15 protein-coding genes are annotated in these 14,336 nt (G+C 51.6%); 7 read left to right on the top strand and 8 right to left on the bottom strand.

Going from position 1 to position 14,336, the window contains the following annotated elements; all coding sequences use genetic code 11:
- Positions 1–167: 167 nt before the first annotated feature.
- The 3 genes from secM to mutT all read left to right on the top strand — a co-directional run bounded on the left by secM (position 168) and on the right by mutT (position 3,896).
- A complete protein-coding gene (gene secM / locus ACJHW7_RS06760; protein ID WP_000014321.1) occupies positions 168–680 on the top strand; it encodes a secA translation cis-regulator SecM in 513 nt (170 codons plus the stop codon).
- Between the two features lie 61 nt (positions 681–741).
- Complete coding sequence (secA, locus tag ACJHW7_RS06755; protein WP_040234492.1) at positions 742–3,447, top strand: preprotein translocase subunit SecA; 2,706 nt, start codon at positions 742–744, stop codon at positions 3,445–3,447.
- Positions 3,448–3,506: 59 nt separating this feature from the next.
- Complete coding sequence (gene mutT / locus ACJHW7_RS06750) at positions 3,507–3,896, top strand: 8-oxo-dGTP diphosphatase MutT (protein WP_000736013.1); 390 nt, start codon at positions 3,507–3,509, stop codon at positions 3,894–3,896.
- 214 nt (positions 3,897–4,110) lie between these two features.
- Here the strand turns inward: mutT and yacG are convergent, their stop codons facing one another.
- Genes yacG through coaE form a run of 3 tightly spaced genes read right to left on the bottom strand, consistent with a single transcriptional unit; the run spans position 4,111 to position 5,681 of the window.
- On the bottom strand, positions 4,111–4,308 hold the full coding sequence (yacG, locus tag ACJHW7_RS06745) for a DNA gyrase inhibitor YacG (protein WP_000005042.1): 198 nt from the start codon (positions 4,306–4,308) through the stop codon (positions 4,111–4,113).
- Positions 4,309–4,317: 9 nt separating this feature from the next.
- On the bottom strand, positions 4,318–5,061 hold the full coding sequence (gene zapD / locus ACJHW7_RS06740; RefSeq protein WP_001194734.1) for a cell division protein ZapD: 744 nt from the start codon (positions 5,059–5,061) through the stop codon (positions 4,318–4,320).
- The gene (gene coaE / locus ACJHW7_RS06735; RefSeq protein WP_001269520.1) at positions 5,061–5,681 is read right to left on the bottom strand and encodes a dephospho-CoA kinase; all 621 of its coding nucleotides are present in this window, start codon (positions 5,679–5,681) and stop codon (positions 5,061–5,063) included. Before coaE ends, zapD begins: the two co-directional genes overlap by 1 nt.
- Before the next feature lie 24 nt (positions 5,682–5,705).
- Between coaE and ACJHW7_RS06730 the strand changes: the two genes are divergently transcribed.
- Positions 5,706–5,750: a protein YacM gene (locus tag ACJHW7_RS06730; protein WP_120795372.1), complete on the top strand. Its 45-nt coding sequence runs from the start codon at positions 5,706–5,708 to the stop codon at positions 5,748–5,750.
- 155 nt (positions 5,751–5,905) lie between these two features.
- On the top strand, positions 5,906–6,949 hold the full coding sequence (guaC, locus tag ACJHW7_RS06725; protein ID WP_001217338.1) for a GMP reductase: 1,044 nt from the start codon (positions 5,906–5,908) through the stop codon (positions 6,947–6,949).
- Between the two features lie 34 nt (positions 6,950–6,983).
- On the opposite strand, the gene hofC is transcribed toward guaC, so the two are convergent.
- The 4 genes from hofC to nadC form a co-directional block, all read right to left on the bottom strand.
- Positions 6,984–8,186 (bottom strand): protein transport protein HofC, encoded by a 1,203-nt coding sequence (hofC, locus tag ACJHW7_RS06720; RefSeq protein ID WP_000157234.1) that lies wholly within the window; start codon positions 8,184–8,186, stop codon positions 6,984–6,986.
- A complete protein-coding gene (gspE, locus tag ACJHW7_RS06715) occupies positions 8,176–9,561 on the bottom strand; it encodes a type II secretion system protein GspE (RefSeq protein ID WP_040234494.1) in 1,386 nt (461 codons plus the stop codon). The genes hofC and gspE overlap by 11 nt, the downstream gene beginning before the upstream one ends.
- Before the next feature lie 9 nt (positions 9,562–9,570).
- Positions 9,571–10,011, bottom strand: coding sequence for a prepilin peptidase-dependent pilin (ppdD, locus tag ACJHW7_RS06710; protein WP_000360901.1), 441 nt, complete (start codon positions 10,009–10,011; stop codon positions 9,571–9,573).
- Between the two features lie 202 nt (positions 10,012–10,213).
- On the bottom strand, positions 10,214–11,107 hold the full coding sequence (gene nadC, locus ACJHW7_RS06705) for a carboxylating nicotinate-nucleotide diphosphorylase (protein WP_001135168.1): 894 nt from the start codon (positions 11,105–11,107) through the stop codon (positions 10,214–10,216).
- An 87-nt stretch (positions 11,108–11,194) separates the two neighbouring features.
- On the opposite strand from nadC, the gene ampD reads away from it, so the two are divergent.
- Positions 11,195–11,746 carry a 1,6-anhydro-N-acetylmuramyl-L-alanine amidase AmpD gene (gene ampD, locus ACJHW7_RS06700; RefSeq protein WP_000923720.1) on the top strand — a complete coding sequence of 184 codons (552 nt, stop codon included), beginning with the start codon at positions 11,195–11,197 and terminating at the stop codon, positions 11,744–11,746.
- Positions 11,743–12,597, top strand: a complete 855-nt coding sequence (gene ampE / locus ACJHW7_RS06695; RefSeq protein WP_000172005.1) for a beta-lactamase regulator AmpE — start codon at positions 11,743–11,745, stop codon at positions 12,595–12,597. The genes ampD and ampE overlap by 4 nt, the downstream gene beginning before the upstream one ends.
- Positions 12,598–12,639: 42 nt before the next feature.
- On the opposite strand, the gene aroP is transcribed toward ampE, so the two are convergent.
- A complete protein-coding gene (gene aroP, locus ACJHW7_RS06690) occupies positions 12,640–14,013 on the bottom strand; it encodes an aromatic amino acid transporter AroP (protein WP_000969912.1) in 1,374 nt (457 codons plus the stop codon).
- Positions 14,014–14,336: the final 323 nt, after the last annotated feature.

Here is a 14,336-nt window from a genome sequence, read left to right as displayed (position 1 = left end):
CCAGTCGTTTTTTTTTGAATTTTATAAGAGCTATAAAAAACGGTGCGAACGCTGTTTTCTTAAGCACTTTTCCGCACAACTTATCTTCATTCGTGCTGTGGACTGCAGGCTTTAATGATAAGATTTGTGCGCTAAATACGTTTGAATACGATCGGGATGGCAATAACGTGAGTGGAATACTGACGCGCTGGCGACAGTTTGGTAAACGCTACTTCTGGCCGCATCTCTTATTAGGGATGGTTGCGGCGAGTTTAGGTTTGCCTGCGCTCAGCAACGCCGCCGAACCAAACGCGCCCGCAAAAGCGACAACCCGCAACCACGAGCCTTCAGCCAAAGTTAACTTTGGTCAATTGGCCTTGCTGGAAGCGAACACACGCCGCCCGAATTCGAACTATTCCGTTGATTACTGGCATCAACATGCCATTCGCACGGTAATCCGTCATCTTTCTTTCGCAATGGCACCGCAAACACTGCCCGTTGCTGAAGAATCTTTGCCTCTTCAGGCGCAACATCTTGCATTACTGGATACGCTCAGCGCGCTGCTGACCCAGGAAGGCACGCCGTCTGAAAAGGGTTATCGCATTGATTATGCGCATTTTACCCCACAAGCAAAATTCAGCACGCCCGTCTGGATAAGCCAGGCGCAAGGCATCCGTGCTGGCCCTCAACGCCTCACCTAACAACAATAAACCTTTACTTCATTTTATTAACTCCGCAACGCGGGGCGTTTGAGATTTTATTATGCTAATCAAATTGTTAACTAAAGTTTTCGGTAGTCGTAACGATCGCACCCTGCGCCGGATGCGCAAAGTGGTCAACAGCATCAATGCCATGGAACCGGAGATGGAAAAACTCTCCGACGAAGAACTGAAAGGGAAAACCGCAGAGTTTCGTGCACGTCTGGAAAAAGGCGAAGTGCTGGAAAATCTGATTCCGGAAGCTTTCGCCGTGGTACGTGAGGCAAGTAAGCGCGTCTTTGGTATGCGTCACTTCGACGTTCAGTTACTCGGCGGTATGGTTCTTAACGAACGCTGCATCGCCGAAATGCGTACCGGTGAAGGTAAAACCCTGACCGCAACGCTGCCTGCTTACCTGAACGCACTAACCGGTAAAGGCGTGCACGTAGTTACCGTCAACGACTACCTGGCGCAACGTGACGCCGAAAACAACCGTCCGCTGTTTGAATTCCTTGGCCTGACTGTCGGTATCAACCTGCCGGGCATGCCAGCACCGGCAAAGCGCGAAGCTTACGCAGCTGACATCACTTACGGTACGAACAACGAATACGGCTTTGACTACCTGCGCGACAATATGGCGTTCAGCCCTGAAGAACGTGTACAGCGTAAACTGCACTATGCGCTGGTGGACGAAGTGGACTCCATCCTGATCGATGAAGCGCGTACACCGCTGATCATTTCCGGCCCGGCAGAAGACAGCTCGGAAATGTATAAACGCGTGAATAAAATTATTCCGCACCTGATCCGTCAGGAAAAAGAAGACTCCGAAACCTTCCAGGGCGAAGGCCACTTCTCGGTGGACGAAAAATCTCGCCAGGTGAACCTGACCGAACGTGGTCTGGTGCTGATTGAAGAACTGCTGGTGAAAGAGGGCATCATGGATGAAGGGGAGTCTCTGTACTCTCCGGCCAACATCATGCTGATGCACCACGTAACGGCGGCGCTGCGCGCTCATGCGCTGTTTACCCGCGACGTCGACTACATCGTTAAAGATGGTGAAGTTATCATCGTTGACGAACACACCGGTCGTACCATGCAGGGCCGTCGCTGGTCCGATGGTCTGCACCAGGCTGTGGAAGCGAAAGAAGGTGTGCAGATCCAGAACGAAAACCAAACGCTGGCTTCGATCACCTTCCAGAACTACTTCCGTCTGTATGAAAAACTGGCGGGGATGACCGGTACTGCTGATACCGAAGCTTTCGAATTTAGCTCCATCTACAAGCTGGATACCGTCGTTGTTCCGACCAACCGTCCAATGATTCGTAAAGATCTGCCGGACCTGGTCTACATGACTGAAGCGGAAAAAATTCAGGCGATCATTGAAGATATCAAAGAACGTACTGCGAAAGGCCAGCCGGTGCTGGTGGGTACTATCTCCATCGAAAAATCGGAGCTGGTGTCAAACGAACTGACCAAAGCCGGTATTAAGCACAACGTCCTGAACGCCAAATTCCACGCCAACGAAGCGGCGATTGTTGCTCAGGCAGGTTATCCGGCTGCGGTGACTATCGCGACCAATATGGCGGGTCGTGGTACAGATATTGTGCTCGGTGGTAGCTGGCAGGCAGAAGTTGCCGCGCTGGAAAATCCGACCGTAGAGCAAATTGAAAAAATTAAAGCCGACTGGCAGGTACGTCACGATGCGGTACTGGAAGCAGGTGGCCTGCATATCATCGGTACCGAGCGTCACGAATCCCGTCGTATCGATAACCAGTTGCGCGGTCGTTCTGGTCGTCAGGGGGATGCTGGTTCTTCCCGTTTCTACCTGTCGATGGAAGATGCGCTGATGCGTATTTTTGCTTCCGACCGAGTATCCGGCATGATGCGTAAACTGGGTATGAAGCCAGGCGAAGCCATTGAACACCCGTGGGTGACTAAAGCGATTGCCAACGCCCAGCGTAAAGTTGAAAGCCGTAACTTCGACATTCGTAAGCAACTGCTGGAATATGATGACGTGGCTAACGATCAGCGTCGCGCCATTTACTCCCAGCGTAACGAACTGCTGGATGTCAGCGATGTGAGCGAAACCATCAACAGCATTCGTGAAGATGTGTTCAAAGCCACCATTGATGCCTACATTCCGCCACAGTCGCTGGAAGAAATGTGGGATATTCCGGGGCTGCAGGAACGTCTGAAGAACGATTTCGACCTCGATTTACCAATTGCCGAGTGGCTGGATAAAGAACCAGAACTGCATGAAGAGACGCTGCGTGAGCGCATTCTGGCGCAGTCCATCGAAGTGTATCAGCGTAAAGAAGAAGTGGTTGGTGCTGAGATGATGCGTCACTTCGAGAAAGGCGTCATGCTGCAAACGCTTGACTCCCTGTGGAAAGAGCACCTGGCAGCGATGGACTATCTGCGTCAGGGTATCCACCTGCGTGGCTATGCACAGAAAGATCCGAAGCAGGAATACAAACGTGAATCGTTCTCCATGTTTGCAGCGATGCTGGAGTCGTTAAAATATGAAGTTATCAGCACGCTGAGCAAAGTCCAGGTACGTATGCCTGAAGAGGTTGAGGAGCTGGAACAACAGCGTCGTATGGAAGCCGAGCGTTTAGCGCAAATGCAGCAGCTTAGCCATCAGGATGACGACTCTGCAGCCGCAGCTGCACTGGCGGCGCAAACCGGTGAGCGCAAAGTAGGACGTAACGATCCTTGCCCGTGCGGTTCTGGTAAAAAATACAAGCAGTGCCATGGTCGCCTGCAATAAAAGCTAACAGTTGAAGTAAAAGGCGCAGGATTCTGCGCCTTTTTTATAGGTTTAAGACAATGAAAAAGCTGCAAATTGCGGTAGGTATTATTCGCAACGAGAACAATGAAATCTTTATAACGCGTCGCGCAGCAGATGCGCACATGGCGAATAAACTGGAGTTTCCCGGCGGTAAAATTGAAATGGGCGAAACGCCGGAACAGGCGGTGGTGCGTGAACTTCAGGAAGAAGTCGGGATTACCCCACAACATTTTTCGCTATTTGAAAAACTGGAATATGAATTCCCGGACAGGCATATAACTCTGTGGTTCTGGCTGGTCGAAAGCTGGGAAGGGGAGCCGTGGGGTAAAGAAGGGCAACCCGGTGAGTGGATGTCGCTAGTCGGTCTTAATGCCGATGATTTTCCGCCAGCCAATGAACCGGTAATTGCGAAGCTTAAACGTCTGTAGATCAGATAAGGCGTTTTCGCCGCATCCGACATTCGCACACGATGCCTGATGCGACGCTGGCGCGTCTTATCAGGCCTAAAGGGATTTCTAACTCATTGATAAATTTTTTTTGTAGGTCGGATAAGGCGTTCACGCCGCATCCGACATTTGCACACGATGCCTGATGCGACGCTGTCCGCGTCTTATCAGGCCTACGTGCGGCATCAGACAAATGTCACTGCTTTGGTTCTTCGCTCCAGTCATCGCTTTCGGAAAGATCGCCACTGCTGGGGATTCGTTTTTCTTCAGCAGCCCATTCTCCGAGGTCGATCAGCTGACAACGTTTGGAGCAAAATGGCCGAAACGGGCTGATTTCACCCCACACCACCGTTTTCCCGCAGGTTGGGCAATTCACCGTAATAGTTTCTGACATTTTTACTCCTTAGCAACAGGCCAGTTCGAAATCCAGACGTTCCGGTACCTGTCCGTTTTCAGTGTCCAGCGGCATAAAACGAATGGCAAAACGGCTCTTATGTCCGGAAATTTGCGGATAAAGCTGTGAATCGAGCGACAGATTCAGGCGCAGCAAGTCGGCATCGCCACCGTTATCCTGATAAAAACCATTCAGGCTGGTTTGTTTACGGAAGGGGGCCGACTGGCGAATTAAATCCAGCACCATGGTAAGTGCCTGGGTGAGCGGGTTCAGGCTGGCAATCCAGGTTTCTACCTGGCTGTCGCGCTGCGCCTGGGGTAGATGCAGCCAAATGTGCAATGTAGGTAAATCAAAGCTGCAACAGCCGCCTGGGATGCTCAGTCGCTGACGCACCAGAGCAATCAAACGATCTTCACGCAGAAATTGCCCGATACGCGGCGCGGAAATTAATACGCTCCCCGCCGCTTTTAACTGCTGAATTAATGCTTCAATACGGCTCTGGTCCACGCCAGGCACGCCAATCCAGGTCTGGAGTTTACGTTGCTGCCGGTCAAGTTCTTTCAACAGCTCAGTGCGGACTTCGCCGCGCTCGAAAACATCCAGTAATTCACTAACATTACGGAAGAAATGCAGCGCGCCAGCGTGGTCAACGATGGGTAAATTAACGGTGAGTTGCTGAATCAAAAACTCAATGCGCAGCCATGTACGCATTTTTTCATTTAGTGGATGTTCAAAAAGGACCTGGGTCTGCATTACGGTTTTTCCTGTGAGACAAACTGCGACGCAAGCTGCAAATAGTGTGCGTGCAGGCGGGCAACATCCGATGCGATAGCATCCGGTGCGCCGTTATTATCAATGACGTCATCTGCCACGGCAAGGCGGGCTTCGCGCGTTGCCTGAGCAGCAAGGATTTGTTCGACATGCTCGCGAGTTACATCATCGCGCTGCATGGTGCGCTTAAGTTGCGTTTCTGGGCTGACATCCACCACCAGCACTCGATTCGCTTTTTTATACAGTGAGTTTTCTACCAGCAATGGCACAACCCACAGTACATAGGGGGAAGTAGCTTGCTGGATCTGGTGTTGCGTCTCTTGCTGAATCAGCGGATGCAGCAGGGCGTTAAGCCAGTTTTTCTCTTCCGGGTTGGCGAAGATCCGCTCGCGCAAGGCCCGGCGCTGCAATGTTCCATCAGCAGCAATCATGTTAGCGCCAAAGTGATCAGCAATGGCATGTAGCGCAGGTGCACCTGGTTCAACCACCTGACGCGCAATAATATCGGCATCAATGACGTTAATTCCGAGATCAGCAAACGCATTGGCAACGGTACTCTTGCCACTGCCAATGCCTCCCGTTAAGGCAACTATATACCTCATAATTTATATTCCCGGGAATTCATCATGATTATCAAAACGTTAAAAATGAGTGCACGAAAGCGAAATTGATGAAACGTTCGCTCACTATTTACCAGGTAAATTTATGGGATTGTAGCGTAAAAAAAGACAATTTCGCAGTCTTGCGCCGCATTGATTAGTGCGTATGATAGCGTCACTGGAGTTGCGCTCTTACCCTTATAGCCATTAACCCCAGGAATCCGCACATGCGTATTGAAGAAGATCTGAAGTTAGGTTTTAAAGACGTTCTCATCCGCCCTAAACGCTCCACTCTTAAAAGCCGTTCCGATGTTGAACTGGAACGTCAATTCACCTTCAAACATTCAGGTCAGAGCTGGTCCGGCGTGCCGATTATCGCCGCAAATATGGACACCGTAGGTACATTTTCTATGGCCTCTGCGCTGGCTTCTTTTGATATTTTGACTGCTGTGCATAAACACTATTCTGTCGAAGAGTGGCAAGCGTTTATCAACAATTCTTCCGCTGATGTGCTGAAACATGTGATGGTTTCTACCGGTACGTCTGATGCGGATTTCGAAAAAACTAAACAGATTCTCGACCTGAACCCGGCATTAAACTTCGTTTGTATTGATGTGGCGAATGGTTATTCCGAACACTTCGTGCAGTTCGTTGCGAAAGCGCGTGAAGCGTGGCCGACCAAAACCATTTGTGCTGGCAACGTAGTGACTGGTGAAATGTGTGAGGAGCTTATCCTCTCCGGTGCTGATATCGTTAAAGTTGGCATTGGCCCAGGTTCTGTTTGTACAACTCGCGTCAAAACAGGCGTCGGTTATCCGCAGCTTTCTGCGGTAATCGAATGTGCCGATGCGGCGCACGGTCTGGGCGGAATGATCGTCAGCGACGGTGGCTGCACCACGCCGGGCGATGTCGCAAAAGCCTTTGGCGGCGGTGCCGATTTCGTCATGCTTGGCGGCATGCTGGCGGGCCACGAAGAGAGCGGCGGTCGCATCGTTGAGGAGAACGGCGAGAAATTTATGCTGTTCTACGGCATGAGCTCCGAGTCTGCGATGAAACGTCACGTTGGCGGCGTTGCGGAATATCGCGCAGCAGAAGGTAAAACCGTTAAGCTGCCGCTGCGAGGCCCGGTTGAAAATACCGCGCGTGATATTTTGGGCGGCCTGCGTTCAGCTTGTACATACGTTGGGGCTTCACGCCTGAAAGAACTGACCAAGCGCACCACATTTATCCGTGTGCAGGAACAAGAAAACCGCATCTTCAACAACCTGTAATCTTCCAACGCTGGTGTGGAGCAACACGCCAGCGTTATCCCATCCCACTCATCGCATCGCCTAAATGGAAAATTGGCAGATACATCGCCACCACCAGCGTACCGATAATTCCTCCCGTTATGATCAGCAACGCCGGTTCCAGTAAGGCTGCGAGGTTATCCGCCAGCGCCATTGTGTTATCCCGATGATGATGGGCGAGGTTGTCTAACATGAGGTCCAGCGAGCCGGATGCCTCTCCTGTTCTCACTAATTGCAAACAGAGCGGGCTAAACTCCCCGGTATTTTTTAGCGCCAGCCAGATGGGATGACCGTTACTGATATCGTGCTGGATTTGTGTCAGAAGTTGCACCCAGTACGGGCAGCGCATTGTTTCTCTGACGCTCTCTACGCCCTGCAAAAAAGTAATGCCTGCACTTTGTGTCAGCGCCAGAATCGTAAAAATCTGCGTGAGTTTTTGTCCCCGCATCAGTGAACCCATAATCGGGATGCGTAACAGCAATTTCTGCCGCACTATAAGCCAGGTCGGTCGGCGCATCAGCAACTTATTGGCTATCGCCAGCAGAAAGCCGAACAACACCAGCAGCCAGCTCCATTCGCCACTAAAGTCTGCCAGCGTCATGATCCCCTGCGTTAGTGCCGGTAGTGGGGTGTTGAAGGTCTTATAGATAGCGGCAAACTCCGGCAGAACAAAATGCAGCATTGCCACAACCACCATGATTGCCATCGCTAAAATGATGATGGGATAACGTAACGCTGATTTCACTTTGTCGGTCAACTGACGCTGGGCTTTTTGCTGACGCGCCAGTTCAAAGCAGCATTCATCCAGCTTACCGGTCAGTTCACCCGTGCGGATCATCGCCTGATAGAGTGGCGGAAATACCTCTGACCAGGGTAATAAGGCATTGGAAAAAGCAATGCCCTGTTCGAGATCGTGCGCCAGCGATTGCAGCAACGCTTGCCATTGCTTACTGGGATGCTGTTCCGCCAGCAGTGCCAGCCCTTCAGAAAGCGTTAACCCGGCTTTGAGTAGCGTCGCCAGTTGATGAATGACTTCCGCGCTTTTATCTCCTCGCCACTGCGCAGAATTGATGGCGATTCGCTTCAGGCTAAGTGGGGTAACCATCTGTTGCTGTAGTGCCATGAGCAGCAAAGCACGGCTCTCTGCCCATAGCATCCCATCTTGCGCATTGCCGTCGCCGGTTATGCCATGCCAGCGCCAGAGTTGCTTACTCGCCATGCGGCATCCCCAGTACGCGGATTAACTCTTCAAAGGTGGTTAAGCCTTGCTCCACGGCCAGGCAGCCGTTTTCAAAAAGCGTACACATACCCGCCTGTCGTGCGTGCGTTTCCAGCGATTCAACGTCGGTATTAGCGGAAATAAGCTGACGAATGACCGGCGTTATGGGCAGAACTTCAAATAAGGCCGTACGACCATAAAAACCGTGGTAGCAATGTACACAACCGGGTGCCTGCCAGTGGGGCAGCGGCGACGGCCATACATTGACTGGAATATGGATGGGCTCCCCTTGCTGGCGGCGACAATGTGGGCAAAGTTTGCGTACCAGACGCTGGGCTATTACCAGCGTAAGCGCCGATGATAGCATCCAGCGGGCGACCCCCATTTGCTGTAAACGTACCAGCGTTTCAGTGGTGGAATTGGTGTGTAGCGTGGACAACACCAGGTGACCGGTTTGCGCGGCTTTAATGGCAATTTCTGCCGTTTCGCCATCGCGGATCTCTCCGATCATAATGACGTCAGGATCCTGGCGCAATAACGCACGCAAAACGCCCTGAAAGGTGAGTCCGGCACGCGGATGAATTTGCGTCTGGTTTAGTCCGGCTATGGGGATCTCAACCGGATCTTCGACGCTACAAATATTAATGTCAGCGGTATTCAGCTTTTGCAGGGCACTATAAAGCGTGACCGTTTTGCCGCTGCCTGTAGGGCCAGTTACCAGCACCAGTCCCTGCGGTTGTTGCAAGGCATGAGCAAAGTCCGCCAGTTGTAACGGCTGCATTCCCAGCGTGTTAACATCCAGTGCCTGGCTCACCTGCTGTAACAACCTTAATACCACCTTTTCACCACCCCGACATGGTAAGGTCGCAATACGAAATGAGACGGCTTTTCCTGCCAGTTCGACAGTGAATTGCCCGTCCTGCGGCAGGCGATGTTCCGCAATATCCAGGTTTCCCAGCACTTTTAATCTGGCGGTTAATGCGACTCCGGCATCCGGTGAAACATCCGGTAAAGGATGCAATACGCCGTCGATACGCAAGCGGATGCGGTAGGCATTGTCCGCTGGTTCGATATGAATATCAGACGCGCGTTGTTCCAGCGCAGATTGTAACGTTCGAGTCAGCAACTCTGCTTTGGGCTGATGCTTCTCCTGAACAGCTACGGGCAATGTCTGTTGTGTGCGACTGGCGTGACCTTCCATTTGTTGGCGCGTCCAGCAGGTGATCTCAATACGTTTGGTGGTAGCGAAATGCAATGCGTCCAGCAACTCATGTGAGGGGGCATCGACCACCGCAACATGAACCACTTCTTCGCTGGCATCCAGCAAGACTCCCTGATAACGCAGACACAGGGCCGTGAGCTGTGGAATATTCATTGCCGCTCCTTAGTTGGCGTCATCAAAGCGGAAGACATCTTCGCAGGCTTGCTGCAATGCGCTGTCATTTTGAATATTGCAGTTGCGCGTCCAGCCGGTGACGCCGTTTGCGTTATCCCAACCCGGCGTCATGACGACGCTTAGCCCATTGAGACTTTCTTGCCCGGTCAGCGACACCACGCCTTTTGCCACACTCATGGCTGAAACATAGCGGGTGGTGGTAGGCGAGGGAATGCCATTGCTGCCACCGTCGCAGGTATCTAATCCACCATGTTCCAGCGCGCACAACTCTACGGCGGTACGGTAAGGCACAAAGGTTTGTAGCATGTCGGTGAGTGCGGCTTTGCGCAGGTAGTTTTGATAAGCGGGAATACCAATGGCGCTTAAAATGGCAATGATGCCAATAACCACCATCAGTTCGATAAGTGTAAAACCGCGTTGCTTGTCCATCTGTTTCGCTCCTTGATTTGGTTGGTGCTACTTTGGCAAACGCCATCAGCACAGGCGAGGGGCAAAAAACGAAACGGGAAAGCTGCTTCCGAGGTTTTTTATTTCGTTGCAGCGAAAGACAAGAAATTTGCGAGGCGTTACGAAGAAGGTTGGGGAAGGGGAGATTATCCGCCCACTATGGAGCGGATAAATCTGTCAGCAACTAGCGAAAACGCATTGAAAGGTCGAGTGCCTGTACGTGCTTAGTTAGCGCACCGACGGAGATAAAGTCCACGCCCGTTTCGGCAAATTCGCGCAGTGTTTTGTCAGTGACGTTGCCAGACACTTCCAGTAGCGCCTTGCCGTTGGTGCGTTTGACGGCTTCGCGCATCTGTTCTGTTTCGAAGTTATCCAGCATGATGATATCGGCTCCTGCTTTCAGGGCTTCATCAAGTTCTTCCAGATTCTCTACTTCGACTTCTACTGGCGCATCCGGGTGCAGCCAGGACGCTTTTTCGACGGCCTGGCGCACTGAGCCGGAGGCAATAATATGGTTTTCTTTGATCAGGAAGGCATCAGAAAGCCCCAGACGGTGATTCGCTCCGCCGCCGCAAAGTACCGCGTATTTCAGCGCTGAACGCAGACCGGGTAAGGTTTTACGCGTATCCAACAACTGCGTGTTGGTGCCTTCCAGTAATTCGACATAGTGGCGTACCTTACTGGCAACTCCTGAAAGGGTTTGCACAAAATTAAGCGCAGTGCGTTCGCCCGTTAACAGCACGCGGGATGGGCCTTCAAGTTCGAACAAGGGTTGATTGGCGTTGATGACATCGCCGTCATCCACATGCCAGATTATGGTGACATCGTCGCCTGCCAGTTGAATAAACACCTCTTCAACCCAGCGTTTGCCGCAAAATACGCCATTCTCGCGGGTGATCACCGTGGCATGAGAGCGAGAATTTTCCGGTAAAAGTTTTGCCGTAATGTCATTGTTGGCATCGACTGTTCCGCCTAAATCTTCCCGCAGCGCCTGGGCCACCGCGCCGGGGATATCGAGATTAATGCGTTCCAGCAGCTCGTCACGTCGGGTGTCAGGGTTGTAGCGGCGAGGCGGCATGTTAAAACTCCAGATAGCTAACGAATCATAAGGTAGAAACATGCTACTCTGAACCGGGTATTAGCACCACATATAAGGAGATCCTGCATGTTGTTAGAACAGGGGTGGCTGGTTGGCGCGCGCCGCGTTCCCTCACCACATTACGATTGCCGCCCGGATGACGAAACACCCACCCTGCTGGTGGTGCACAATATTAGCCTGCCGCCAGGCGAGTTTGGCGGTCCGTGGATCGACGCATTATTCACTGGAACTATTGATCCGCAGGCACATCCTTTCTTTGCTGAGATCGCCCATTTGCGCGTCTCCGCTCACTGTTTGATTCGCCGTGATGGTGAAATAGTCCAGTATGTTCCTTTCGATAAACGTGCCTGGCATGCGGGAGTCTCTCAGTATCAGGGGCGCGAACGCTGCAATGATTTTTCTATTGGGATTGAGCTTGAAGGCACCGATACGCTGGCGTATACCGATGCGCAGTATCAACAGCTTGCGGCGGTTACGCGGGCACTGATTGATTGCTATCCGGATATCGCTAAAAACATGACGGGCCATTGTGATATTGCGCCGGATCGGAAAACCGATCCCGGTCCTGCATTTGATTGGGCACGGTTTCGTGCGCTGGTCAGCAAGGAGACAACATGACGCTATTTACAACCTTACTGGTGTTAATTTTCGAGCGCCTGTTTAAGTTGGGCGAGCACTGGCAGCTTGATCATCGTCTTGAAGCGTTCTTTCGGCGGGTGAAACATTTTTCTCTCGGGCGCACGTTAGGCATGACCATTATTGCGATGGGCGTGACTTTTTTACTGTTACGCGCATTGCAGGGAGTATTGTTCAACGTTCCCACGCTGCTGGTGTGGCTGCTGATTGGTTTGCTGTGTATTGGCGCAGGTAAAGTTCGTCTTCATTATCATGCTTATCTGACAGCTGCTTCACGTAATGATAGCCATGCCCGTGCCACGATGGCTGGCGAACTCACCATGATTCACGGCGTCCCGGCAGGCTGCGACGAACGTGAGTATTTGCGTGAGCTGCAAAATGCATTGCTGTGGATTAACTTTCGTTTTTATCTTGCACCGCTGTTCTGGCTGATTGTGGGGGGAACCTGGGGACCCGTTACGCTGATGGGGTATGCGTTCTTGCGTGCATGGCAATACTGGCTGGCGCGATACCAGACGCCGCATCATCGTTTACAGTCCGGCATTGATGCCGTGCTTCATGTACTGGATTGGGTGCCGGTTCGTCTTGCGGGTGTGGTATATGCCTTGATCGGTCATGGTGAGAAAGCGTTACCGGCCTGGTTTGCTTCGCTGGGTGATTTCCATACTTCGCAATATCAGGTATTAACGCGTCTGGCGCAGTTCTCTCTGGCGCGTGAACCGCATGTCGATAAGGTGGAGACGCCGAAGGCAGCGGTTTCAATGGCGAAGAAAACCTCGTTCGTGGTCGTGGTGGTGATTGCGCTACTGACGATTTACGGGGCGTTGGTGTAAAGATTATTGCCCTCACCCTGTACGGGTGAGGGCGTAGAGAGATTAATGCGCTTTTACGGCTTTGGCGGTTTTCTCTTTAAACAGATAGCCGATACCTAACACGATCAGCCATACCGGGATCAGGTATACCGAAATCGCCATTCCTGGGGTCATCAGCATAATCACCAGTACCGCCGCCATAAACAGCAGGCAGATCCAGTTACCCAGCGGATAAAGCAGAGCAGGGAAGCGAGTTACCACGCCTTGTTCCTGCTTGGCGCGACGGAACTTCATATGCGCCAGACTGATCATCGCCCAGTTGATCACCAGTGCGGATACCACCAGTGCCATTAACAGGCCAAATGCGGATTCCGGAGCAAGATAGTTAATCAATACGCACAATGCTGTAACCAGCGCAGACACCAGAATGGTGTTAACCGGTACGCCGCGTTTATCGACAGACGCCAGCGCTTTTGGCGCATTACCCTGTTGTGCCAGACCAAACAGCATACGGCTGTTGCAATATACGCAGCTGTTGTACACGGAGAGCGCCGCAGTCAGTACCACGATGTTCAGCGCATTCGCCACAAAGGTATCGCCTAACTCGTGGAAGATCAGCACAAACGGACTGGTATCGGCGGTAACGCGGGTCCACGGCATCAGTGAGAGCAGAACGGCTAACGAACCAATATAGAAAATCAGGATGCGGTAGATAACCTGGTTAGTCGCTTTCGGGATACTTTGCTCCGGGTTATCAGCTTCTGCTGCGGTGATCCCCACCAGTTCCAGACCACCGAACGAGAACATGATAATCGCCATCATCATCACCAGCCCGGTGAAGCCGTGCGGCAGGAAACCGCCCTGATCCCACAGGTTGCTAACGCTTGCCTGCGGACCGCCGTTACCACTGAACAGCAGCCAGCCGCCGAAGATGATCATCGCTACTACCGCAATAACTTTGATAATGGCAAACCAGAACTCCATCTCACCAAACACTTTTACGTTGGTCAGGTTGATGGCGTTAATCACCACAAAGAACACGGCGGCAGAAACCCAGGTTGGGATTTCCGGATACCAGAACTGAATGTATTTACCCACAGCAGTCAGCTCTGCCATGGCAACTAAAACGTACAGTACCCAGTAGTTCCAGCCAGAGGCGAAACCGGCAAAACTGCCCCAGTATTTATAAGCAAAGTGGCTAAAGGAGCCTGCGACAGGTTCTTCGACCACCATTTCACCCAGCTGACGCATGATCAGAAAGGCGATAAAACCAGCAATGGCGTATCCCAGGATAATTCCTGGCCCTGCGGACTGTATTACGGAGGCGCTACCCAGGAATAGTCCTGTCCCTATCGCGCCACCCAGCGCGATAAGCTGAATATGGCGGTTTTTAAGGCCGCGCTTTAGCTGCTCGCCGTGCTGTTGACCTTCCATCATGAAACCTCGTGCGGTGATTGTTTTTTTGATCTACGCAGTGATGCGTGTGTAAGTTTGCAATTCCGTTTGTTGTATTAATTTGTTTACATCAAAGAAGTTTGAATTGTTACAAAAAGACTTCCGTCAGATCAAGAATAATGGTATGCGGCAGCGAATGCACCCGCTTTATGCATGGTTGAAGATGAGTTGCTTAAAAAGAAACCGTTTGTAAAGCTCAGCCTCAACCCCTCTCAATATGCAGAATGAATTTAAATTCGTTTTAATTGAATTAAAAATCACAAAATTGGTAAGTGAATCGGTTCAATTCGGATTTTTATAGTTTA

The sequence above is a fragment of the Escherichia sp. WS1152 genome, assembly GCF_046487665.1.
GTDB lineage: Bacteria > Pseudomonadota > Gammaproteobacteria > Enterobacterales > Enterobacteriaceae > Escherichia > Escherichia coli.
This window is presented reverse-complemented; position numbering and strand designations above follow the sequence as displayed.